This is a genomic window from Corynebacterium tuberculostearicum (assembly GCF_046097255.1).
GTDB lineage: Bacteria > Actinomycetota > Actinomycetes > Mycobacteriales > Mycobacteriaceae > Corynebacterium > Corynebacterium tuberculostearicum_J.
In genome coordinates this window covers 1,890,684-1,912,420 of the sequence record NZ_CP175770.1, presented here as the reverse complement: position 1 = coordinate 1,912,420, position 21,737 = coordinate 1,890,684, and the positions used below count along the sequence as shown (strand labels likewise).

General features: G+C 57.2%; 14 protein-coding genes, 3 tRNA genes and 2 pseudogenes. 11 read left to right on the top strand and 8 right to left on the bottom strand.

Going from position 1 to position 21,737, the window contains the following annotated elements:
* Nucleotides 1–35 precede the first annotated feature (35 nt).
* The gene (locus ACKFRY_RS09100; RefSeq protein ID WP_408922707.1) at nt 36–2,477 is read right to left on the bottom strand and encodes a choice-of-anchor M domain-containing protein; all 2,442 of its coding nucleotides are present in this window, start codon (nt 2,475–2,477) and stop codon (nt 36–38) included.
* A 232-nt stretch (nt 2,478–2,709) separates the two neighbouring features.
* Between ACKFRY_RS09100 and gltX the strand changes: the two genes are divergently transcribed.
* The 4 genes from gltX to ACKFRY_RS09080 all read left to right on the top strand — a co-directional run bounded on the left by gltX (nt 2,710) and on the right by ACKFRY_RS09080 (nt 5,353).
* Nucleotides 2,710–4,203: a glutamate--tRNA ligase gene (gene gltX / locus ACKFRY_RS09095; protein ID WP_408923424.1), complete on the top strand. Its 1,494-nt coding sequence runs from the start codon at nt 2,710–2,712 to the stop codon at nt 4,201–4,203.
* A gap of 238 nt (nt 4,204–4,441) precedes the next feature.
* Nucleotides 4,442–4,513 (top strand) — tRNA-Gln (locus ACKFRY_RS09090).
* A 39-nt stretch (nt 4,514–4,552) separates the two neighbouring features.
* A tRNA-Glu gene (locus ACKFRY_RS09085) sits at nt 4,553–4,625 on the top strand.
* A 652-nt stretch (nt 4,626–5,277) separates the two neighbouring features.
* A tRNA-Glu gene (locus tag ACKFRY_RS09080) sits at nt 5,278–5,353 on the top strand.
* A 421-nt stretch (nt 5,354–5,774) separates the two neighbouring features.
* On the opposite strand, the gene ACKFRY_RS09075 is transcribed toward ACKFRY_RS09080, so the two are convergent.
* The 4 genes from ACKFRY_RS09075 to ACKFRY_RS09060 all read right to left on the bottom strand — a co-directional run bounded on the left by ACKFRY_RS09075 (nt 5,775) and on the right by ACKFRY_RS09060 (nt 12,016).
* Nucleotides 5,775–7,982, bottom strand: coding sequence for a YhgE/Pip family protein (locus ACKFRY_RS09075; protein ID WP_408922706.1), 2,208 nt, complete (start codon nt 7,980–7,982; stop codon nt 5,775–5,777).
* Nucleotides 7,983–7,985: 3 nt separating this feature from the next.
* Nucleotides 7,986–10,637, bottom strand: coding sequence for a YhgE/Pip family protein (locus ACKFRY_RS09070; RefSeq protein WP_408922705.1), 2,652 nt, complete (start codon nt 10,635–10,637; stop codon nt 7,986–7,988).
* Between the two features lie 217 nt (nt 10,638–10,854).
* Nucleotides 10,855–11,148 carry a hypothetical protein gene (locus ACKFRY_RS09065; protein ID WP_234447205.1) on the bottom strand — a complete coding sequence of 98 codons (294 nt, stop codon included), beginning with the start codon at nt 11,146–11,148 and terminating at the stop codon, nt 10,855–10,857.
* A 184-nt stretch (nt 11,149–11,332) separates the two neighbouring features.
* The gene (locus ACKFRY_RS09060) at nt 11,333–12,016 is read right to left on the bottom strand and encodes an IclR family transcriptional regulator (protein ID WP_408922704.1); all 684 of its coding nucleotides are present in this window, start codon (nt 12,014–12,016) and stop codon (nt 11,333–11,335) included.
* A gap of 52 nt (nt 12,017–12,068) precedes the next feature.
* On the opposite strand from ACKFRY_RS09060, the pseudogene leuC reads away from it, so the two are divergent.
* Nucleotides 12,069–13,238 (top strand): annotated as a pseudogene (leuC, locus tag ACKFRY_RS09055) (3-isopropylmalate dehydratase large subunit); the annotation flags it as partial.
* A gap of 30 nt (nt 13,239–13,268) precedes the next feature.
* Here leuC and ACKFRY_RS09050 read toward each other — a convergent pair.
* Nucleotides 13,269–14,494, bottom strand: a protein-coding gene (locus tag ACKFRY_RS09050; RefSeq protein WP_100619247.1) for an IS3 family transposase whose coding sequence is annotated in 2 segments (ribosomal slippage) — nt 13,269–14,215 and nt 14,215–14,494 — 1,227 coding nt in all. Because the reading frame shifts where the segments join, the coding sequence is not laid out codon by codon here.
* A gap of 49 nt (nt 14,495–14,543) precedes the next feature.
* Here ACKFRY_RS09050 and ACKFRY_RS09045 point away from each other — a divergent pair.
* The 3 genes and pseudogenes from ACKFRY_RS09045 to ACKFRY_RS09035 all read left to right on the top strand — a co-directional run.
* Nucleotides 14,544–14,798 (top strand): annotated as a pseudogene (locus tag ACKFRY_RS09045) (aconitase family protein); the annotation flags it as partial.
* A 21-nt stretch (nt 14,799–14,819) separates the two neighbouring features.
* A complete protein-coding gene (leuD, locus tag ACKFRY_RS09040) occupies nt 14,820–15,410 on the top strand; it encodes a 3-isopropylmalate dehydratase small subunit (protein WP_408922703.1) in 591 nt (196 codons plus the stop codon).
* Between the two features lie 201 nt (nt 15,411–15,611).
* A complete protein-coding gene (locus ACKFRY_RS09035; protein WP_200435223.1) occupies nt 15,612–16,490 on the top strand; it encodes a hypothetical protein in 879 nt (292 codons plus the stop codon).
* Between the two features lie 104 nt (nt 16,491–16,594).
* On the opposite strand, the gene ACKFRY_RS09030 is transcribed toward ACKFRY_RS09035, so the two are convergent.
* Nucleotides 16,595–17,593 (bottom strand): NUDIX hydrolase, encoded by a 999-nt coding sequence (locus ACKFRY_RS09030; protein ID WP_408922702.1) that lies wholly within the window; start codon nt 17,591–17,593, stop codon nt 16,595–16,597.
* 161 nt (nt 17,594–17,754) lie between these two features.
* Here ACKFRY_RS09030 and ACKFRY_RS09025 point away from each other — a divergent pair, with 161 nt between their 5' ends.
* The gene (locus tag ACKFRY_RS09025) at nt 17,755–18,753 is read left to right on the top strand and encodes an NAD(P)H-dependent glycerol-3-phosphate dehydrogenase (protein ID WP_005323300.1); all 999 of its coding nucleotides are present in this window, start codon (nt 17,755–17,757) and stop codon (nt 18,751–18,753) included.
* Nucleotides 18,754–18,775: 22 nt separating this feature from the next.
* The gene (locus tag ACKFRY_RS09020) at nt 18,776–19,837 is read left to right on the top strand and encodes a D-alanine--D-alanine ligase family protein (RefSeq protein ID WP_408922701.1); all 1,062 of its coding nucleotides are present in this window, start codon (nt 18,776–18,778) and stop codon (nt 19,835–19,837) included.
* 13 nt (nt 19,838–19,850) lie between these two features.
* Here the strand turns inward: ACKFRY_RS09020 and ACKFRY_RS09015 are convergent, their stop codons facing one another.
* Complete coding sequence (locus ACKFRY_RS09015) at nt 19,851–20,750, bottom strand: DUF3515 domain-containing protein (RefSeq protein WP_408922700.1); 900 nt, start codon at nt 20,748–20,750, stop codon at nt 19,851–19,853.
* Here ACKFRY_RS09015 and ACKFRY_RS09010 point away from each other — a divergent pair.
* On the top strand, nt 20,698–21,735 hold the full coding sequence (locus tag ACKFRY_RS09010) for a thiamine-phosphate kinase (protein ID WP_200435227.1): 1,038 nt from the start codon (nt 20,698–20,700) through the stop codon (nt 21,733–21,735). The two genes, ACKFRY_RS09015 and ACKFRY_RS09010, sit on opposite strands and share 53 nt — an antisense overlap.
* The last annotated feature ends 2 nt before the right edge of the window (nt 21,736–21,737 follow it).

The following is a 21,737-nucleotide window of genomic DNA, read 5'->3' as shown; positions in this document are numbered from 1 at the left end:
GTGGTTTCCCGTCTAATTGGTGGGGTAGAAGAGGCTTAGAAGTTGAGGCCGAAGCGCTTGCGGATGAGGTTCTCGTTATCTCGGAAGAAGTTATAAAAGGCCTTGAAAATCACCACGAGGACCGCTGGTAGGACCAGGCTCCACGGGCTAAACGAGGACCCTGTGGGCTCTTCTGGCCGGCCGGGGTGGGCTGGTGTGTCCGGGGTATCTGGGGCGGACGGTTGCGTGGAAGGCTCCTGGGAAGGCTCCGCGGAAGGGTTATCTGTTGGACTTTCGCTGGGCTCTCCGCTCCCGGTCGTGCCCGGCGCGCGGAAGGAACAGGAGTCCAATGTCTTATCGCCTACGGCAAAGGTGAGGGTTTGGGGCGCGGACTTTAGTTCCTTGCCGTCCGTACCCGTGGCCGTATAAGTAGCCTCAAAGGTGTACAAGCCAGGCTTGGAAAAGGCCCAGTGCGTATGGGTATGGGCCGGAAAGTTGGTTTCGATGGTGTAGTCCTTAGCCGCAGAATTGGCGAGGACCGAAAAACCTTTGCCATGGGTGCCATCGATAAATGCGCCCCACTCGGCACCGTCCGGCGTGGAGGTGGGCTTCAAGTTGAGGTTGACGGCATTGTCCTTGGTTGAGGAATAATCCAGGTCCTGGGTGTTATAGCCGGGCCAAATGATGTTTTGATCCTGGGTTTGTGGCAGGTGATAGAAGCGCTCACCGGGCTTTCCTAGGAAATCGAACTCCTTGCCCGCGAGCTTCTTATTGCGCGGGGTGAGTGCATTATCGTGTACGCCGAGCACCACGTCATCGAGTTTGCGGTCAACAGATTTCTTGTCCACCTGTGCCGTGTCATCGCGCAGAACCGTTGCAAAGCCTCCCTCGGCAGGCTGGGCTTTGATGTCTACATGACCACGGTCTAGTAGGTACTTTTCGCTGCATTGTGCATTGCCGGCTTGCGGTTCTTCGGTGCCTGGCTGCGGTGCGGAAGACGGAGTGTCTTCCTTGCCTGGGGTAGCCTCCGGTTCTTCATTGGAAGTGGAGAACTTCCCACTGACTTCATAGTTTTCACCAAAAGCAAAAGACTCAGTAATAACGCTGCTAGCATGTCCAGCCTTAACGGTGGAATGGGGGAAGAGGTTAACCTTGGCAAAATAGCCTTCGAAGTACTCGCCCTCATCAAAGGCGACCTCGCCGTGGCCGTTAGTAATAGGGGTTTCCAGATCCACAGTGGGGTATTTAGCCCCCTTCGTGTCATAGAGCCCGCCGGTGAGAAGGCCATTGAAGTTTTTATCCTCGGTATCCACCACAATCTTGGTGCCACCATTGCCCTGCTTGCGCATGCGGATGGTGTAGCCCAGCTCTTTTAGCTCGGTTTCCTCGGTGGGGGCAAGCTGGCGCGGCTGGGAGGTTTCCTGCCACGTATCAGCGGCGGCAGAAGAATCGGTGTGGCTGGATTTACCGGGTTGGAAGTCAAGGGGTTGGGATATCCAGCGTGGGGAATCGCCCTCAGGGGTAAAGACGGCCTGTACCTGGGACGGGTCGGGGCCCATATATTCATCCCACTGAGCATGCCCGTCCTTAACGGGGAGATCGGTGAGGAAGTAGCCGTCGATAAGCAGCGTGAGGGTGCCTTGTGCCTTGTTCTTGGCGTCGAAGGAAATGGTGGTGAGCTTGTCGTCACCGTCTTTTTCGGGATTGGACTTGGGGGCCATGCGCAGGCTGTAGCCTGCAGCAGCGGCGTTGCCAGCCGCGGACTGTGTGAAGCGCTCCTTGAGGCTCGGCGTTTTTTCCTCTTTGGGCTTTTGCCCGCCAACTTGGATGGTGGTGGTCTGTGGCTCATTGGCTATGAGCTGGCCATCCTTTCCGCGCGCACTGGTGCGGTAGGTCAGGCGGTATCGTCCTGGCTTGGTAAACAGAGTGGAGTTGTGCGTATGTGTGCCGGCAACAAGGTAAGCAGAGTGCGGCGAATCCGGGAAGGAACCGAGCATGCGGTGCAGCTGGGTGCCGTCCTCATCATCTTTATTGGTAAAAAGCTCCACCTCGCCGGGACCATCGACGCTGAGCAAATCAAGGAAGGCTACGCCATCCCGAAATTTGTCAGTGGGCAGGGAAGCATCTGCGCCAAAGCCCAGCCAAATGGGCGAAGTATTACCGGATACCTGGTGCGGCGCTGTGTAATAAGTCGTGCCAGGGGCCCCAATATAGTCTTGGGTCCCATTTGCCGGAAGCGTATAGAGATACTGGTTGCTGTTATCCGTAGCGCTATAGCCCTTGCCCACCCAGGCAACAGTGTCTGCAATCGGGGGCTCTTGACCACCAAACTCGGACTTCAGGACGAAATCGTTGTTCTCCCAGAAAGACTTGGGGGAGTCAACGTGGGTATTGGTAGCGATGTGCTTGCCATCATCGGGGCCTGCGACAGCCGTGGCGGGAGTGATAAGTGCCAAAGTGCTCAGCGTGGCAAGGAAACGGGTGCGTGGGGAAGCCACAGTTGGGAAGGCCTTTCTACAGTTCTCACAAGTTCACTAGAAACTATAGAAAATGATTCCCATAACCCGTTAGCCGTAATGGAAACCGATTTCACTGACCAGTGGCTTTGTAGTGAAACTCGTTTCCAATTACCCCAATTTGCGTGTAGGGATAGACTGCAAATTGCCGCGCGCCGGGCAGGTTTCAGGGGCGCTTGGGCTGGTGCGGACTGGAATCGGCGCCTCCACTACGATGGTGGGCATGACTGAAGTACGCGTTAGATTTTGTCCGTCCCCAACCGGCACACCGCACGTAGGCATGGTGCGCACCGCGTTGTTCAACTGGGCCTATGCCCGCCATACCGGTGGCAAGCTGGTATTTCGCATCGAAGACACCGATGCCGCCCGTGACTCTGAGGAGTCCTACCAAGCCATCATTGATTCCCTGACCTGGCTTGGTCTGGGCTGGGATGAAGGCATCAATGTCGGTGGCCCGCACGAGCCTTACCGCCAGTCCCAGCGCATGGACATTTACAAGGAGGTCCTAGACAAGCTTATCGACGGCGGATTTGTCTACCCGGCATACTCCACTGCTGAAGAGGTAGAGGAGCGCCACAAGGCTGCTGGCCGTGACCCGAAGCTGGGCTATGACAACTATGACCGTGACCTCACTCAGGAGCAGATCGATGCTTTTGAGGCCGAAGGTCGCAAGCCTGTCTGGCGCCTGCGCATGCCGGAGCAGGACTGGACCTGGACTGACCTGGTGCGCGGGGAAATGACCTTCAAGTCTGAGACCCAGCCGGACTATGTGGTGGCTCGCTCCAATGGTGCGCCGCTCTACACCCTGGTTAACCCGGTTGATGATGCCCTGATGCGCATCACCCACGTGCTGCGTGGTGAGGACCTGCTTTCTTCTACTCCGCGTCAGCTCGCGCTTTACGACGCCCTCAAGAAGATCGGCGTTGCCGAGTTTACCCCAGAGTTTGGCCACCTACCCTTCGTGATGGGCGAGGGCAATAAGAAGCTGTCTAAGCGTGACCCGCAGTCCAACCTGTTTAATCACCGCGATAACGGCATCATCCCTGAGGGGATGCTCAACTACCTGTCCCTGTTGGGCTGGTCCCTGTCCGCAGACCAGGACATCTTCAGCATGGATGACTTGGTGGAGAACTTTGACGTCCACGACGTGCTGGGTAACCCTGCACGCTTTGACCAGAAGAAACTCGAGGCCATCAACGCGGATCACATCCGCCAGCTAGACCCAGAAGAGTTTGCCTTCCGTCTGCGTAACTACCTGACCGAATACACGGATTTCCCGGCCGACTATGACGGCGAGAAATTCGCCTTCGCCGCAGATCTTGTGCAGACCCGTATCAAGACCCTGTCTGATGCTTACGGGCTCATGAGCTTTTTAGTGACCCCGGATGCCGACCTAAAGCTCGATGAGAAGGCAGCGAAGAAGAATCTCAAGGAAGAGGCCATTCAGCCGCTCGAGGTGGGCATCGAGACCCTCGAGGGTATTGCGGAGTGGAAGACCGAGAATATCGAGGCGGCACTATCCAAGGCGCTTATTGAAGACCTTGAGTTGAAGCCTCGTAAGGCTTACGGCGCACTGCGCGTAGCTATTTCCGGCGCCCAGGTTTCCCCACCGCTCTTTGAGTCCATGGAGCTGCTGGGTAAGGAGTCCACCCTGGCCCGCCTTCGTGCGGCCCGTGAAGTGACTCCTTATGTGCCGGCGGCACAGTAGGGGGAGCGCCTCCCGTAAGGCGGCGATAGATATCTAATCCCGCCCTTCGATGCGGCGAATGACAGCTGAACTACAGCGCTGTCATTCGCCGCATTTTATTAACCACTCTACTGGCCTGAAAATGGCGTGTGCGCTGGCGATTTGGCAGTTTACGCGTTGATCATTATAGTTATTACACGTTGCAGCGAGCAAGGGAGCATGGCCGGAAGGCAGTAAGCTTCCAACGCAAGTTAGCAAATGGCCTATGGTGTAATTGGCAACACAGCGGTTTCTGGTACCGCCATTCTAGGTTCGAGTCCTGGTAGGCCAGCAGTGAAAATGCTTTAAACGGCAGGCTCACTAGTTCTATGCCCCGTTCGTCTAGCGGCCTAGGACGCCGGCCTCTCACGCCGGTAACACGGGTTCAAATCCCGTACGGGGTACAAAGACCTCCAGCCTTTAGGTCGGAGGATTTTTCATTTCCGGGGAAACATCTTTTCCAGCGTCAGTCTGGGGTGCGACCACGACGCAAGTAAAACTGGTTATAACCTACCCCAGACCATTGGACTCGTCCGCGCAGGCAGCAGTCTGCTGCCAATGAGACCAGGGTTAAGACCGCCGCGAAGTTATGCAAAACCCTTCCTGTCCTGCACGTGCAGGCATAGACTGCAAGTACAGCAGAAAACAAACAGAAAGGAGAGCGGGTGACAGAAAGCGAAACGCACCACAGCCAAGGCGCACAGCCCGAAAGCACAGCCAGGTAGTAACGCTATAATCCACAACTTCCTTCCCACCAACGTTTGTATGAAGTATAGGAGCCTGCAGCATATGCACTTCGACGCACAGCGCCATCCCGAGTCCTACTAGCACAGCGTTCTCGGCCACGGACTATCCACAGATTGCTTGCGGAATAACCACTGATTCGATCCGCACCTCGGCCACGAAGAACCCTCACTGCAGTACCGGACTCGGGAATTTTTGCGTTTTCCTTCGCCTGCCCTCAAAACCGTCCTTGACCGCGCGATTTGTGCTGAATTAACCCATCGTTTACTCTTAACAAGTCCGCAACGCACAGCGTGCGATTGCTGCGAACGCGCCCCGTTCGTCTAGCGGCCTAGGACGCCGGCCTCTCACGCCGGTAACACGGGTTCAAATCCCGTACGGGGTACCAACGGAAAGCTGCGAGCCACATGGCTCGCAGCTTTTTCTTTACCTAAGACCTGCGCGATCTAGCGGCATGTAGGACAGGCCTCGATGTCCAAGGGCTAACGGTCCTGCTCACGGGACGGTATGGGAGCTGAGGTAAAGCGGGACGTAGACTCCCGTAGCGGTCCTTTAGTAGGGACTCAGGTGGACTGTAAGTGGGTACGTGCTCGATAGCTGCGTTCGAGGGAATCCCTTAAGAAGGAGCTAGACCTAGCGATAAAGGGTATCTGGGTCCTTCTTAGCGGATGCGTATGCGGCTTTCCCAGCCCCTTCTAGGTCTTTTGGGCACTAACGTGGGACCCGACCATGAAAAAGCCCACCAAGCCGTGAAAAGGGCTTGGTGGGCGGTATAGGAAGGGTGGGAGGGGAGACGTCGGCAAGCGTGGCTACGCCATAACCTTCGTCTTTTTAATCGCTTTCTGCAGGCGCTTGTGGTAGGCATCCATTGCGCGGCGGAGAACGAGGCCGACGATGAGTGCAGGGATGGTAAATAGCAGTAGCATGCCCAACTCGCGCCAAATATCGCCGTGATAGGTACCCGCAATGGCGCTGCGGAAAGCATCGATAGCGTAAGTCGCTGGCAGCCACGGGCTCACGTTCTGGAACCATTCAGGAAGCAAAGGCAGCGGGTATGCGCCGCCGGAGCCGGAGACTTGTATCACGAGCAACAACACCGCTAAGGCCTTGCCGGCACTATCGAGGGTGATGACAAGTGAATAGATGATCAACATAAACACCAGCGAGACTATCCATGCGGCAAACATGAGCATGAATGGGTGGGCAGGCTCGATCTGGACGAAGAAGATGAGGCTGAGAACCACCAAGGTGGCCTGCGCGAGGCCGACCAGGCTGAGTGTGGCAAAGCGGCCGAAAAACGCTTGACCACGGGTGAATTCGCTCTCGTCGTACTTCCCGTTCTCGTCCTTGCGCAAGTATTTACGCTCGGCATTGGTATGCACCAGCACGCATGCCAGAAGGGCGCCTACCCATAGCGACAAGGCGAGGTAGAACGGCGTCATGCCCACGCCAAAGGCAGCGACAGGGTAGACCGGCTGGCGGTCTACAGCCACAGGAGCGGCGATGCGAGAGGCAAGCAGTTCTGGATCGTTGCCGACGATATCCGCCAGCTTGTCCAAATCGCCGCCACGGCGCGCCTCGTCGATCTTGCGGCCCATGTCCGCAAAACGGCCGCTTTGCTCCCGCAGGGTGCCGGCGAGGCCGGCAGTGGTATCGCGGGCGCGCGCCAGGCTTTGCTGTGGCGACCCGTCATCCTGGGAAACCGAGGAGCGAATGCCTGCGATGTCTTGCTTGACAGCATCAATATCGTCCGCGACAACCGAGACGCTCTGGTTGAGCTGATCTAGCTGCGGTTTGAGGTTCTCGTTATAGGAATTACGTGCCTTTTCAGCAGCCTGCTTGGCATTGGCGATGGCATCCTTGGTGCGCTGTCGGGAGTCTTGGGACGTGCCACGGCCTTGCTCAAGGTCATTGGCGGTAGATACGAGCGAATCATGCAGAGCGTTGCTCTGGGCAATGGAGGCATCAATCTGGCCCATCATCGCCTTATATCCACCCGTGACCGCGGCAGGTAGAGCTACTTTATCGGCTTGCTCCTTGATGGAAGTGCGAACTCCCTCAAAGGCCTGAGTTTGCTCATTCACCCGTTCAGCGGCGGTGCGGTAGGTCTGCGCCGTTTGTGCGCTGGTGTTGCTTGCATTATTGAGCAACTCATCGACCTGGGCAGAGAGCGCATCGTAGCTTCGCGTTGTAGCAGCCAAGGAAGCGTCGAGCGAACCAGCCGAGTCATTGAGGGTAGAGCGCAGAACGTCGATGGGGTTTTCGCCTTGGTCATTGTCTGTCTCCGTAGCCTGGCGGCCAGCCTCGGCGAGAATATTGTCCGCAGCCTGCGTAAGCGGCAGCGTGGAGTCGACCAGATTGCTTAGTGCACCTACGGTGCCAGCCGCAGCATCGAGGCGAGTGCTGACGTTATTGACGCGATTGTGCAGGTTATTGAGTGCAGTCTGGGTATCGTCCTCATTGAGGTATTTATCAAAATCCGAGACGACGCCAAGGCCGACATTGGATACCACGCGGGTGAAGGACTCGTCGATTTTCTGAATGACGCCGTCCGCACTCTTTTGCGTGATGGTGGTAGACAGCGCATTCTTCTTCTCATTGGTATAGAGGTTGAGCTTGCTTGGTTCGGTTCCTTCTACATAGAACGTGAGAAGGTCCGCGCTGAAGTCTTTGGGAAGGACAATGCCGGCATAGTATTCGCCGGACTTTGTTCCTTCAACTGCATCGGCGCTATCAGTAATGACCCAATCGATATCGTGATTGCGGCTGAGCTGCGAGAGCACCTCATCGCCCAGATTAAGCTTCAGGGAGGCGAGGTCGCTTTCGTGGCCTTCATCCTCGCTGGCCACAGCAATCTTGAGCTGGTTGGTATTAGCAAAAGGATCCCAGCTAGCCAGCACGTTGAAGGACGTGAAAAGCAACGGGATGATGGCAAGGCCAAAGATGATGACCGCGGTCATTACATTGGTGCGAATGGCGTGGAGGTCATCGCGGAGAATGGTCAGAATGTTTTTCATGACTTACTCGCCTCCCTTTCCGGAGTCATCACCATCAACGGCGGGCATTTCCTTGGTCTCGCTGGTATTAGAAAGTGTGGATTCCTCGTCTAAGTCCTCTAGGAGGTAGCGGTTTGGGTGTTCCTGTTGGTGCTCGAGGTGCTCCTGGATTTCCTCATCGCTGAGATCCGCCAGGCGGTTATCGTGCGCGATGCTCTGCTTGACGTACTCAAGGGAGCAGATAACCCCCACCGCAATGAGCGTAACCAGGCAGGCCAGGCCGAAGATGATGGCCTTTTCTTCAGGGTTAATGCGTGAGTAGATGCCCAAAGCGACGACTAACGCTAGGCCTACCGCGACGGTAATCTTCATCAGCTGGGAGTAATTCCTGCGCGCCATGCTCCATTTATCCTCCAAGCTTTGTTGATACGCCTCGCGGTCATTCAAGGCATAGAGGAGGTCGGTAAAGCGGTACCGGCTGCCGACCAGATGGACCTGCTCATTGATAACCAAACCGCCCTTATGCAGTTCGTCGTTGACCAGCATATTGACGTTGGACAAGCCGCGGCGCATAACGGTACCGATGAGGTAAGCGATCGCGGCCATGCCGATGAGCGCGGCAAGGTCGCGTGCATAGTGGTTGCCGTAGAAACCACCAACGGTCTCGCGCATGGCATCAATGCCATAGGTAAAGGGCAGGAATGGATGTACCGCGCGGAAGAAGTCCGGCGTCATTTCAATGGGGTAGAGGCCGGATGCGCCCGGAATCTGGATGAAGGCGAAGACCACCGCGATGCCGCGGCCTACGTGTCCAAACGTAGAAACCAAGCTATAGGTAATGCTCAGGTAGCACAGGCCTACGATGACTGCGGTAGCGACGTAGGCCAATGCATTGGCATGTTCAACTCCAATGGCCAGGTTGCCGATGGACACGATGAGTGCCTGTGCGATGGCAAAGAAGGAAAGCAAGAGGAAGCGGGCAAGGTAAGCCTTGGTAATGGTGAGGTTCTTGCGGCCCTGCGGGTCTACCTCAGCGCGGAAGATGATGAGCAGCATGAACGCGCCGATCCACAGCGTGAGGTTGATAAAGAGCGAGGACATGCCGGAACCGTAGTGCTTTACAGGGAATACGGCGTGGCTTTCCATCTCTGCAGGGGAGGCAAGGAAGGAAGACACCTCATCGGTGTTCAGGCCCTTGACAGACTGCAGAATGGAATTGTTATTGGCGGTATTGCTCAGCGCAATCACGTCGCTGCGGGAGGCGCGAAGCCCCTCCTCAATACCGTCGAGGTCCACAGAAAAGCGCTCAACTACTTGTTGGGCCTGGCTTAGCTGCTCGTCGACGCCGCCCAAGAGCCCATCGGTTTGCCCTACCAGTGCCTGCTGGCTTTCGAGTGAGGCGGAAAGCTTACCGGCGGTAGCGGTGACGTCGGAAAGCGCAGCATTGAGCTTGGGCAGGCCTTCGGCCACATTATCGCGCAGCGCGTGGGAATCATCGCGCGTTTGGGCGGCCATCTTTTCCAACATGCCCGTGGTCTTATTGAGCGAATCGATGGTGTCGTTCGTATCGCCGTTGAGAGTATCTAAATCACCGAGAACGGCCTTATTCTGGTCATTGCGTTCGCGGAGGTCTCCTACCTGATCCTTAATCTGTTGGGAAACCTGTGGGGGCAGGGCCGGTGAAGACGCAAGCTTTTCAAGCTGATCGATAGCCCGGTCAGCTTCACCGACGATTCCTGACGCGCCCGCAGATGCGGCACCGACGCGATTGAGTGCGCCGCGTAGTTTGCCGGAGACCGAGCCTACGGTGGCATTGGCGGAGGCGGTGCCGTCCGCCATGGCGGTAGTGCCTTCTACATAGGCAGCGGTGGCATCGTCCGAGAAAGAAGTGACTTCCCGCTGGACCTCTGCAGTAATGGAGTTAAGTTCATCCAGGGCGGTCTGGGCATCATCGACGGTCTTTTGCACCGTGCCCAAAGACTCGCGGGCTTGCGCGATGGTAGGGCGCGCGTCTTCGATGGTGGAATGCACGTCAGCAAGCTGGCTGCGGGAGTTAGCTACCGTATCTGCAGTATCTGAAAAAGAATCCGCGGTCTTGCTTGCGGTACTGTTAATCTTCTGGCTCAAATCGCCACCGGAGTTCTTTAGCTCCGTAGCCACCGAATCCGCTACCTGCTCATTAAAGGTAGAGCTAATGGTGGTGTCTAGGGTCGAAGCGCCAGTATCAGTAATCTTCGGTGCAATGGCGTTCAGCTTTTCATTGACGTGATATTCCAGCGTGGGCTGAGAATAGGTACCTTTAAAAAGGCTAACGAAATCGGCAGAGAAGTCCTCGGGGACGATTACCGAGGCGAAGACGTCCCCCTTCTTAACGGCGTCTTCGGCTTCCTGGCGGTCCATGAACTGCCAGCCCAGCTTGTCATTGTCATGCAGCTTGTCAATCATCTGCCCGCCGACGTCTAAGTGGCCGGTCATCTCCGAGGATGCGCCTTTGTCTTCATTAACTACGGCGACCTTGAGGTGTTCTGTGTTTCCGTATGGGTCCCAGAAACCGGAGATGTTTACCCAGGAATACAGGGCTGGGGTGATCATCAAACCAATGAGGATCACCCAGACCTGCGGGGTCCGCCACAAGCGGACAAAATCTTGGAGAAAAATCTTCCAACTAGTAATCACTCGAAAAACCGTAGCACCCAACCGGAAAGAACTAATAGTCTGACTGTCAGTTTTAACAGAAATGAGAGAGCGCGTCCTGTCGAGCTTGCAGATATGTTTCTGGTGTGAAATTCGGGGACGATTTCAGCAGTAGTAGTGGGCATAGAAAATGCCGCCTAGGCCCATAGTTCAAGGGGCCTAGGCGGCAAGCACGTGGGGCTGGGCCCCGGGGTGGCGTTTAGTGTTCGTCGTAGTGATCGCCGTGTGCGGCATGGCGGTGGCCGTCGTGCAGGTAGTCCACGTGGTCGCCGTGCGGGATTGCTACGTGGCCGCAGCCTTCACCATGGGTGTGGTCGGCGTGTGCCTCGGCTTCAACGTGCTCGGTGGTTTCGCACTCATCCCAGTGGCCATCATGCTCACGGTGAATGTGGCCCTCGTGGAGATAGTCGGTGTGGTCACCGTGCGGGAAGGAAACGTGGCCGCAATCGGCGCCGTGGGTGTGGGTATGGTCTTCGTGGGTGGTGTGGGTCATGATGCCTGATCCTCTCTGGTAGGGGACGTTCCCCGTCGTTTTCAGTGTGTTTTCATTAAACCGTATTTTCATTTCGGTTTCAATAGGTGTGGGTGTGTTTCTCTAATTTTTCCGGTTTGGAAATAAAAAGGGCCCGCCTCCCTGGGGCTAGGTGGAAGCGGGCGTCGTAAAGCTAGGGAGGGCCTTAGAGGCGGTTGCTCAATTCGCGTGCGGCGGAAGTGAGCATGTGGGCGTATTTCTGGGCCGGGGAAGGTTGGAAGCGCTCGGCAGATCCGGAAATCGACAATACTGCGAGGAAGGTGCCGGAACCATCGAAAACCGGCGCGGAGATGGAGGCTAAGCCGGCTTCGCGTTCCTCAATAGACTCGGAGTAACCTTGGTTTCTGGCCGCCTCAATGTCTTCTTGGGTAAACGAGGCATCTTCGATATTGATGTCTACATATGCGGCAATGATGCGCGCGGCAGAGCCGGAGCTAAGCGGTAGCTGGCGCCCGACTGGTACGACGTTGTGGAGGCCGGATTCCGGCTCCCTGGTGGCAATGCAGGTACGGGTATTTCCGGTGACCTCGTAGAGCTGGATGGATTCTCCGGTGTCTTCGCGCAGTTTCTCCATGATTGGCCCGGCTGCCTCGAGGAGGTGATCGCGGTTGCCGGGGAGGGCAGGGCCGGCCTTCCACTTTCCATCGGGGGTGCGAACGAGGATGCGGTGCGCTTCGAGCGCGGTTGCTAAACGGTGTGCTGTCGCCCGAGGTAGTCCTGTGGTTTCGCATAATTCATTGAGGGTGGAGGGGTGGTTGGCGGCGGCCATCATAATGGCCATTGCTCGATCCAACACCTTGATTCCGGAAACTGCGCTATACTCTCCCATACAATGAAATCTACGTTCCAACTTATGAGATTTCAAGTGTGGAGAGACGTTTATGAACCAGAAGCTGACATTGGCAGAAAAAGTGTGGCGCGATCACGTCGTCCAACAGGGCGATGCTGGGGCGCCAGACCTCATCTTTATTGACTTTCAGCTACTACATGAAGTTACCAGTCCGCAGGCATTTGATGGCTTGCGGCTGGCCGGCCGCACGTTGCGTCACCCTGAGCTGCACTTGGCCACCGAGGACCATAACGTTCCCACGCAAGGCATCAAGTCCGGCAACCTCTTGGAAATCAAGGATGAGGTTTCACGCACCCAGGTATCGACCTTGCGCAAGAATTGCGAAGAATTTGGAGTGCGTTTGCACTCTATGGGTGATGTTCAGCAGGGCATTGTGCACACGGTTGGCCCGCAGCTGGGGATTACCCAGCCGGGTATGACAATCGTGTGTGGCGACTCGCATACCTCCACGCACGGCGCCTTTGGTTCAATTGCCATGGGTATTGGCACCTCTGAGGTAGAACATGTCATGGCCACGCAGACGCTTTCTTTGAAGCCATTTAAAGCCATGGCTATTGAGGTGACTGGCGAGCTGCAAGAGGGGGTATCTGCCAAGGACCTCATCTTGGCCATTATCGCCAAAATCGGTACCGGTGGCGGGCAGGGCCACATCATTGAATACCGCGGTGAGGCCATTCGCAAGATGTCCATGGAGGCGCGCATGACGATGTGCAATATGTCTATTGAGGCAGGGGCCCGCGCTGGCATGGTCGCTCCCGATGAGACGACCTTCGAGTATGTCAAGGGGCGCGAGTTCGCCCCCACGGGAGCAGACTGGGATGCTGCGGTTGAGTATTGGAAGACGCTTCCCACCGATGAGGGCGCGGAATTCGATACCGTTGTGGAAATTGATGGCTCCTCGCTGACCCCATTTGTTACGTGGGGAACCAATCCTGGGCAGGGCCTTCCGTTAGGGGAGAAGGTCCCAGATCCGGAAGACTGTGGTGACGATAATGAAAAGGCCACTGTGGCAAAGGCATTGCAGTATATGGACCTGCAGCCAGGTACTCCACTGCGTGATATCAAGATCGATATCGTCTTCGTCGGGTCCTGTACCAATGCCCGCATCGAAGACCTGCGTGCTGCGGCCGACGTGGTGAAGGGACGCACCATCGCTGCCGATACGCGGATGATGGTCGTGCCGTCCTCCACCCTGGTCAAGTGAAGCGTCCTGGGTTTAGTTCCGCTTCTTTTACGGCCCTGTGTTGATGGGCTGGGTGAGATAGTACTCGGTTTCTACTTCCTGTGGGGTGGCGTAGTCCAATGCTTCGTGAAGTCGCTTAGTGTTCCACCAATGCACCCACCGCAAGGTGGCCAGTTCGACTTCTCCGACCGACGTCCACGGGCCCTGGGCATGAATCAGTTCCGCCTTGTAGAGACCGTTGACTGTTTCGGCTAGTGCATTGTCGTAAGAATCGCCGATTGTTCCCACACTCGGGCGGATTCCTGACTCAGCTAGCGCGGTGGAATACTTCAGTGACACGTACTGGCTGCCCCGATCGCTGTGGTGAATTAGTTGGTTTCCATGGATTCGTCCTGCAGTCGTTAACGCATGTTCCAATGCCTCCATGGGCAGCGCATCGGTGCGCATTGTCGAGCGTGTAGCAACACCAACAATTTTTCGGCTGAAGACATCCACGACAAACGCGGTGTAGGCGAATCCTGACAGGGTGCGAACGTAGGTAATGTCGGCAACCCAAAGCCTGCCTGGTGCCTGCGCACGGAAGTTTCGGCGCACTAGGTCCGGGCGATGATCCGGTGTCTTCGGGCTTACCGTTGTTATTGGGGTTCGCCCACGTCTGCGGCCAGAAACACCTGCAAGTTTCATCAGACGTGCGGTCTTGTCGCGACCAATATGAAAGCCTTCGCGGTTCATCGCGTGCCACATTTTGCGGATGCCGTAGACCGAGAAATTCTCCGCATGCACACGCTGTATCTCTGGGATGAGCAGGCTATCGCTTAAGGCTCTTGCGCTGGGAACACGTGTGGTGGCTTTGCGGTAGCCGCGTGAAGTAATGAATCCACGATCTGCTTGTTTAAGGACTCGGCAGATGGCCTCGACCCCAAATTGATCTTTGTACGCGTCGATGTAGGAGATCATTTGGTCGTGGGTCGGTCGAGTTCCGCTGCGAAAAAAGCCGAAGCAGTTTTAAGAATCCCGTTTGCTCGTTTCAGTTCGCGGTTTTCGCGGCGCAGACGCCTGAGTTCTTCTTCCATTGTTTCGCCGCCTGAAGCGTCAGAATTATCGCGTACTGAGGCGCTGTCACGGTACCAGGCCCGCAACGTGTGGTGAGATACTCCAAGCAGCTCACCGACCTCTGTGTAGGCGCGTTGCAGTGAGCAAGACTCCAGGCGGACCATTTCGATGATCTGATGGACCGCCTTCTCCTTGAACTCGACGGAATACTTTCTAGGCATAGTTCAATCCTTCCTTAGCTGAGGTAGGAACTAAACCCAGGACGCTTCAAAGGCCCAAGCGGAGGAGGAAGGCCTCGACGAAGTCTTCCGACAGTTCGGTGCGGAGTGGCGTACCGCCGGCTGCTCGATGTGCTTGGGCATGAACCCAGATCAATTGGCTCCGGGCGAGCGCTCCGCCTCCACCTCCAACCGCAATTTCGAGGGCCGTCAAGGTCCTGGTGGGCACACGCACCTTGTCTCCCCGCAGGTGGCTGCCGCGACTGCTGTGACCGGTTACCTGTCTAGCCCTGCAGACCTGGATTAAGCGCTAAGAAAGGCATTGACAATGGAGAAGTTTATTACCCATACGGGAACGGGCGTGCCCCTGCGCGCTTCCAATGTGGATACCGATCAAATCATCCCCGCGCGTTACTTGAAGTCGGTTAAGCGTACAGGCTTTTCTGAAGGGTTGTTTTCTAATTGGCGCTCCGATGACAGCTTCGTGCTCAACCAAGCGCAATTTAAAGATGGGTCGGTGCTTTTTGCAGGCAGTGATTTTGGCACCGGATCCTCCCGCGAACATGCAGTATGGGCGTTGAGTGAATACGGGTTCCGTGCCGTGTTTTCGTCCCGCTTTGCAGATATCTTCCGCGGCAACGCAGGAAAGTCCGGCCTTCTTACCGGCTTGATGGAACAAGAAGACATAGAGCTTATCTGGAAGCAGCTGGAGGCAGGAGAAACCCAGGTCACCGTTGACTTGGAGGCGCGAACGGTCACGGTGGGAGAAAATACCTACCGCTTTGACATCGATGACTACACCCGTTGGCGGTTGATGGAGGGACTCGATGACATTGGTATCACCCTCCGTAACGAGGACAATATTGCTGACTATGAAAAGCGACGCCCCGGCTTTAAGCCCTCTGTTATCGCCCCATAAATGGGAGCGCGGTTGGGGATGAACTTGCGCCAACACCCCTACAGTTCTTTCTAAAGAAGGGGCGGTGGGGGTGCTTTGCATTTGGGTATGAGTCTTGAGTACAAACCTTGGGGGAGCTGCGGGGGTAAAAATTGGTAACGTAAGAGTAACAATCACCTGCTCCAGTTTCCTGTAACAAAGTATGCCCCTAGCTTTAAATCTATGAGCAATCCCTATTCGAATAATGATTCCTTTAATTCAGGAAACAATGGTCCAGGTACTCCCGGACCTGCCAGTGAATCTGCGCCCTACGGAAACGGCGCGAACGGCCAACCAGGCTACGGGCAGCAGTACGGTCAGCAACAGTTCGGGCAACCCGGATACGCCGGAAGCACCTACCAAGGAGAAGATTCCCTTTTTGGTCGTGACGTAGACGCCATTCAGGTAATCGCGGATAGCTTCCGCTACTTCGGCCGCAATTGGGCGCAGTGGATTTTCGGTCCACTGGTGCAGATCGTAATTGTCTCCATTCTCTATTTGCTGTTGACCCTCGTCCTAGCAGGCAGCGGTACATCCATTGATGCCCTAGCCAATAGTGGCTCGGGTTCCGATGCCGCACTTACTGGTGGGTTAATTGCGGTAATGTTCTTAGCCATTATCGCCATGTTCCTAGTGTTTATTTGGTCCATTAGCACCTGGTACAAGGCTGCTAATAAACAGGTTGATACCGGGATGCTGGAGATAAAGGACTTTCTGAGCTTTAAAAATGTCGCCGGTCTCATGGCGGTGAATGTGCTTTCGTGGCTGGTTATTTCCCTGGGCTTCGTTCTCCTGATTATTCCGGGACTCTTCGCCGCCTTCTTCTTTACTTGGATGCCGGCTGTTAAGGCCGTACGTCCTGAGCTATCCGTTGGCGAGACCTTTGGGGCTTCCATCGAGGTAGCGAAGAAGAATGTCGGAGTGACCATCTTGGTAGTCGTCCTGAGTGCCGTCCTGTACGCAGTGTTGAGCTTTACCCTAGTCGGCATGTTTGTGTACCCAGCACTGAATACCCTCATTTTGGTCCTCTTCGTCCGTCGCACGCTCGGCTTGCGCGGTTAGAAAACCCCGCAGCCGCACGATAGTTGCGCAAATAAGGCCCTGCTCGTCCACCGCATGAGATGGAAGGCAGGGCCTTAATTGTTGGTCGGCGAGGAACCAGAAAACTAGCGCACCGGCAGTGGGCTAGCCAGGTAATCGGCACCGGTGAGCTCGCCATTGTTGAAAGACAAGACCCACACAGAAGCCTTCTTAAACTTCAGCTTGTCCACCGGCTTTTTCAGGAACTCTGGGGCGAGGTCCTCGATGATGCCAGGAATGGTGGCGCCCTGGCTTACGATGACAGGAACGCCGCCTTCGTTGACCACCCGGCGGAAAGCTTTCTTGGCTGCTTCTGGGTCGTTCTCCCAGGCCTCATCGCCAAAGTTTTTGTTGATGGAAATGTCCTTGCCCAGTTCGTCGGCAAGCGGGGCAGCCGTCTGCTGGCAGCGCTGGGGCAGGGCAGAGTAAATGGCGGTGGGGTGGAAAGCACTCAGCATCGGCACCAGCATCTCTGCTTGGCGGCGGCCCTTCTTATCCAGTGGCCGCAGGTTGTCATCGCCTTGCCAGCTCACCCTCTCATGCGCGCGTGCGTGGCGCACATAGAGCACGCGGGTAGCGGGCGCGATGCGTAGGCGCTTAGCCGCCTTGGCCACTACCGCGGTATCAACGTCGTAGGACAGGAGGTCTTGCGCTTCATCGATGGGCAGCCACCGTAGCTCATCGGTTTCACTATTGGCGGAATAGGTTCCGCCCAGGTACTTGGCCACCCAGTAGTAGACCACCTTAGTGCGGCCTTGGACTGGGTACGTTACCTTGCCGATGAGCTTGCCTAGACGCACGCTAAAGCCGGTCTCCTCCAGGATTTCCCGGGCCGCGGTAGTGGGCAGGGATTCGCCGGGATCGACCTTGCCCTTGGGCAGGGACCAATCATCGTAATGGGGGCGGTGGATGAGCGCGATTTCTGGGTCCTGCGGGGAGCCGCGCCAGATTACGGCGCCGGCGGCAAGGGTAGTGCGGTGGAATTCCTTGGCGGGGTCCACCGGGATTTCCTGGTGGCGGCCGGAAATAAACTCCTCGTGCTGCTGATCCTTGTCGGTTTCGTGCATCTTTTTAATATTGGGCATCGTCTGCCTCCACGGGGCCTTTCCACAGTAATTGGGTTTATAAGAACAACGTCTAAGGGCCCATTGTCCCACGGGTTAGGCGCGTTGTGCATCCTTGCCCCACGGGGGTCGGGCATGCTTTAAGGTTGGGGTTATAGATTTGCACGTTTGGAGGAGACACCATGGTTAATGTTGCCGTGATGGGTGCTGGTTCTTGGGGCACTACCTTGGCCAAGGTCTTTGCGGACGCCGGAAATGACGTTCGCCTGTGGGCGCGCCGCGCGGAATTGGTGCAGGCCATCAACGAGACTCACACCAATCCGGACTATTTGCCGGATACCCGCCTGCCGGCCGCGGTGCGGGCCACCCATGATGATGTCGAAGCGCTGGCGCTTGCCGACGTCGTCGTGTTCGGCGTTCCCTCCCAAACCTTGCGCGCCAACGTGGAAAAGTGGGCGCCGCACCTGCCAGAGGACGCGACCCTGGTGTCTATTTCTAAAGGCGTAGAGACTGCCACGCTCAAGCGCATGAGTGAGGTCATCATGGATGCGGCGGGCGTGCCAGCAGACCGCGTGGCGGTACTGTCTGGCCCGAACTTGGCCAAGGAGATTGCTGCCGGCCAAGTGGCCGCCACGGTGATTGCCTGCTCCGATGAAGACCGCGCTCAGCGCGTGCAAGCAGCGGTCGCCGCGCCGTACCTGCGGCCCTACACCAATACCGATGTCATCGGCGCGGAAATCGGTGGCGCCTGCAAGAATGTCATCGCCTTGGCCTGTGGTATCGCCTCCGGCAAGGGGCTGGGCAATAACACCATGGCCACCATCATCACCCGCGGTCTGGCGGAAATTACCCGCCTGGGCGTGGAGCTGGGGGCGGATCCATTTACTTTCTCCGGCCTCGCAGGCATGGGCGACTTGGTGGCAACGTGCACCTCGACATTGTCGCGCAACCGCACCTTTGGCTACCGCCTGGGCCAAGGCGGCACGATTGAAGAGGCCAAGGCCGCGACCAATGGACAGGTCGCCGAAGGTGTCTACTCCTGTGACTCCATCTATCGCCTCGCCCAGCAGGCCGGGGTAGAGATGCCTATCACGCACGCCGTTTATGGCGTGTGCTACGAGGGTGTGGCGGTAGAAGATATGATCATCGCTTTGATGGGTCGGTCCAAGAAGTCGGAGTAGGTCGAGGGTAAAATCTGCGGGCATGACTGAAAAGACCCGCGTGGCCGTTATCTATGGCGGCCGTAGCACCGAGCATTCCGTATCCTGCGTATCCGCTGGCGCGATCATGAACCACCTCGACCCAGAGAAGTTCGAGGTGGTGCCCATCGGTATCACCCGTGAGGGCACGTGGACGCCCGGCACCACTGAGGGCTTAGAAATTGTCGATGGTGTTATGCCGGAGGTCAGCCCTGGTGCGGAGCTGACCCTTTCCCTTGATCCCAATGCGAAGGGCCAATTCCATAACGTCACCGACGGCACGCTCTTTGCAGAGGTCGACGTGGTATTTCCCATTCTGCACGGCCCCTTTGGTGAGGACGGTACAGTCCAAGGACTCTTTGAGCTTTCCGGCCTGCCCTATGTAGGCCCAGGGGTCTTGGCGTCCTCGGTGGGCATGGATAAGGAATTTACCAAGAAGGTGCTGGCGGCGGCAGACCTGCCAGTAGCGCCCGAGGTCATCCTCAAAGGCCGCACCGAGCTAAGCGAGGACGAAAAGCAGCAGCTAGGCCTGCCCGTCTTTGTCAAGCCTGCTCGCGGTGGATCCTCCATTGGCGTATCCAAGGTCACCACCTGGGAGGAATTCCCCACAGCCGTCGACCTGGCGCTAGAGGATGACGAAAAGATCCTGGTGGAGCCGGAAATCGTTGGCCAAGAGGTAGAAATCGGCGTGCTCCACTATGCCGATGGCACCTTGCTGGCCTCCGTCCCGGCGCTGCTCGCCGGGATCGATGATTCCGATGAGGGCTTTTATGGCTTCGACACCAAGTACCTCGACAATGTGGTCACTGCCGAAATCCCTGCGCCTTTCGCACCTGAGCTGACCGAGAAGCTACGCGACATGGCAATCCGCGCCTTCGAGGCCCTCAACTGTGAGGGCCTGTCCCGAGTCGACTTCTTCGTCACAAAGGACTCCGTGTACATCAACGAGATCAATACCCTGCCGGGCTTTACCCCGATCTCCATGTACCCGCAGGTGCTCGCGGCCTCGGGTGTCGAGTACCCGGCGCTGCTCGAGGCGCTTATCGAGCAGGCCCTAGCCAAGTAGGCCCAAGCGTGGCCTACTTTTCGGCCGTGTGCTTTGCGAGCACGTCGCCGATTTCCACCAGTGCCGCCTGCGCGGCATCTTGTGGGGCGTGTAGCGCAAGGTAGTCCTCGCGGCCGAGGGCAAACCACGTGCCTGCGGTCGTGCCATGGGCCAAGGTGGTGTCCTCGAACCACGGAATATCGTTGACCTGTTGGAGCTTGACTCCGGCGCGATAGTTCTCCGGCTTGGCTACGCCGCATCGCGCAACGATGTCTTCGCGGCCATCGGCGCTCCACACATAGGTATTCTTTTCCTCAACCTCGCGGCGGCGGTAGCCCTCAGCCACCGAATCGGGCAGGGCCTTGTCTACTTCTACGCACATCTGGTCATTCCCCGCCTTGAGAGCCTTAAGTGGCGCCTCGTGGGCAGTGGCAGGCTTTTCTTCGAGGGACGAGAGGGCGTCGTTCAGCTCGCCCGGCTCTGCGTCAGTGGAGGCAGTGACCGCGACAACGGGGAAGCGCTGCGGCGCATACCAAGTGGTGAGGTTCGAGCCAGGGGTGGCATCGCGCACCTGGAACCATTTTTCGCCCTCCACGTCCTGGGTCTGGGAGTACTCGGTGTACTGGAAAGGCATATCCACGCCACAGCGCACGGTGACCTTATCGTCTGAGGTAGTGGCCCAAGCCGCGACGCCGGAAGGCACGGGCTCGGCAATATCGGCACGTGGCTTATCCATGACCTGATCCGGAAGGGCGTCGATAAAGCTGCGGCAGGCTTGCGAGTCTGCCTCCTTAGACTCCACGGGGGAGACCGCCACTGGTGCTTTGGCGACGTTATTGAATACGTATTTTGCGCCGAAAAGGACCGCCAGAACCATCACTATGGACAACCCAAGTGAAATGAAGATCGCGGTGCGGTTAAATTGGGATGTCATAAGGGCTCATAGTATCGAAAGGAAGCTGGTGAACTTAACTCAGACTCTCGCAGATGTGGGAGAACGCGCCGCCATCCGGGAAATTACCTCCGTGGCCTCCAGTGGGCTCAATGGAGACGATGCCGCGGTACTGCCCAGCGCGCCGCCGAATTCCCGCACCGTGGCGGCCACTGATTTGATGGTGGAGGGACGTCATTTCCTGCGCGAGTGGTCGACCCCGCGCGAGATTGGCAAAAAGGCCATCTTGCGCAACTTTGCCGATGTGGAAGCTATGGGTGCCCGCCCGGTTGCTGCCCTCCTTGCAATCGCCGCCCCAGGCGATACCCCGGTGCCCTTCGTGCGTGGCATCGCCGAGGGAATCGCGGAGCATAGCTCTTTCTATAACGCCGAGTTGGTAGGCGGCGACCTTACAAAGTCGGATCTCTTGGTCATCAATATCACGGCCGTAGGCTTCCTGGGCGGCAGCCTTCCTGCCTTGACCTTGGACGGAGCGCGGGCAGGCCAGCAGGTGGTAGCGCACGGCAAGATCGGCCACTCGGCCGCCGGCTTGGCCTTGTTGGAGCGCTTTGGCCGGAACCTTCCTGCAGGGCATGAGCACCTGCAGCCGCTTATCGACGCCCACTGTGCCCCCTGGCTCAACCCCGGCCGCGGCGTCATTGCCCGTGCCGCGGGGGTCACCGCGATGACCGATAACTCAGACGGTCTGATTCAAGACTGTACGACAATGGCCGAGCACTCTTGCGTGCACATGGACTTGGATCCGCAGGCCTTGCAACCGGAAGAATTGCTGTGCCAAGCCGCGGATCTACTCGACTGCGACCCGTGGGAATGGGTACTCAGCGGCGGCGAAGACCACACCCTCATCGGCACGACGGCAAAGGAAGCGCCCTCGGGATTCCGAAAGATTGGCACCGTAACCCGCGGCTGCGGGGTTACGCTGGGTGGCACGACACCGAGCTATCAGAAAGGCTGGCTGAGCTTTTAACC

What these genes read in the sequence shown, in the direction of transcription:
- ACKFRY_RS09065 (WP_234447205.1), bottom strand. Translation starts at nt 11,148, where the DNA reads ATGACCCACACCACCCACGAAGACCATACCCACACCCACGGCGCCGAT.
- ACKFRY_RS09075 (WP_408922706.1), bottom strand. Translation starts at nt 7,982, where the DNA reads ATGAAAAACATTCTGACCATTCTCCGCGATGACCTCCACGCCATTCGC.
- ACKFRY_RS09030 (WP_408922702.1), bottom strand. Translation starts at nt 17,593, where the DNA reads ATGCCCAATATTAAAAAGATGCACGAAACCGACAAGGATCAGCAGCAC.
- leuD (WP_408922703.1), top strand. Translation starts at nt 14,820, where the DNA reads ATGGAGAAGTTTATTACCCATACGGGAACGGGCGTGCCCCTGCGCGCT.
- ACKFRY_RS09025 (WP_005323300.1), top strand. Translation starts at nt 17,755, where the DNA reads ATGGTTAATGTTGCCGTGATGGGTGCTGGTTCTTGGGGCACTACCTTG.
- gltX (WP_408923424.1), top strand. Translation starts at nt 2,710, where the DNA reads ATGGTGGGCATGACTGAAGTACGCGTTAGATTTTGTCCGTCCCCAACC.
- ACKFRY_RS09020 (WP_408922701.1), top strand. Translation starts at nt 18,776, where the DNA reads ATGACTGAAAAGACCCGCGTGGCCGTTATCTATGGCGGCCGTAGCACC.
- ACKFRY_RS09060 (WP_408922704.1), bottom strand. Translation starts at nt 12,016, where the DNA reads ATGGGAGAGTATAGCGCAGTTTCCGGAATCAAGGTGTTGGATCGAGCA.
- ACKFRY_RS09035 (WP_200435223.1), top strand. Translation starts at nt 15,612, where the DNA reads ATGAGCAATCCCTATTCGAATAATGATTCCTTTAATTCAGGAAACAAT.
- ACKFRY_RS09015 (WP_408922700.1), bottom strand. Translation starts at nt 20,750, where the DNA reads ATGACATCCCAATTTAACCGCACCGCGATCTTCATTTCACTTGGGTTG.
- ACKFRY_RS09010 (WP_200435227.1), top strand. Translation starts at nt 20,698, where the DNA reads ATGGACAACCCAAGTGAAATGAAGATCGCGGTGCGGTTAAATTGGGAT.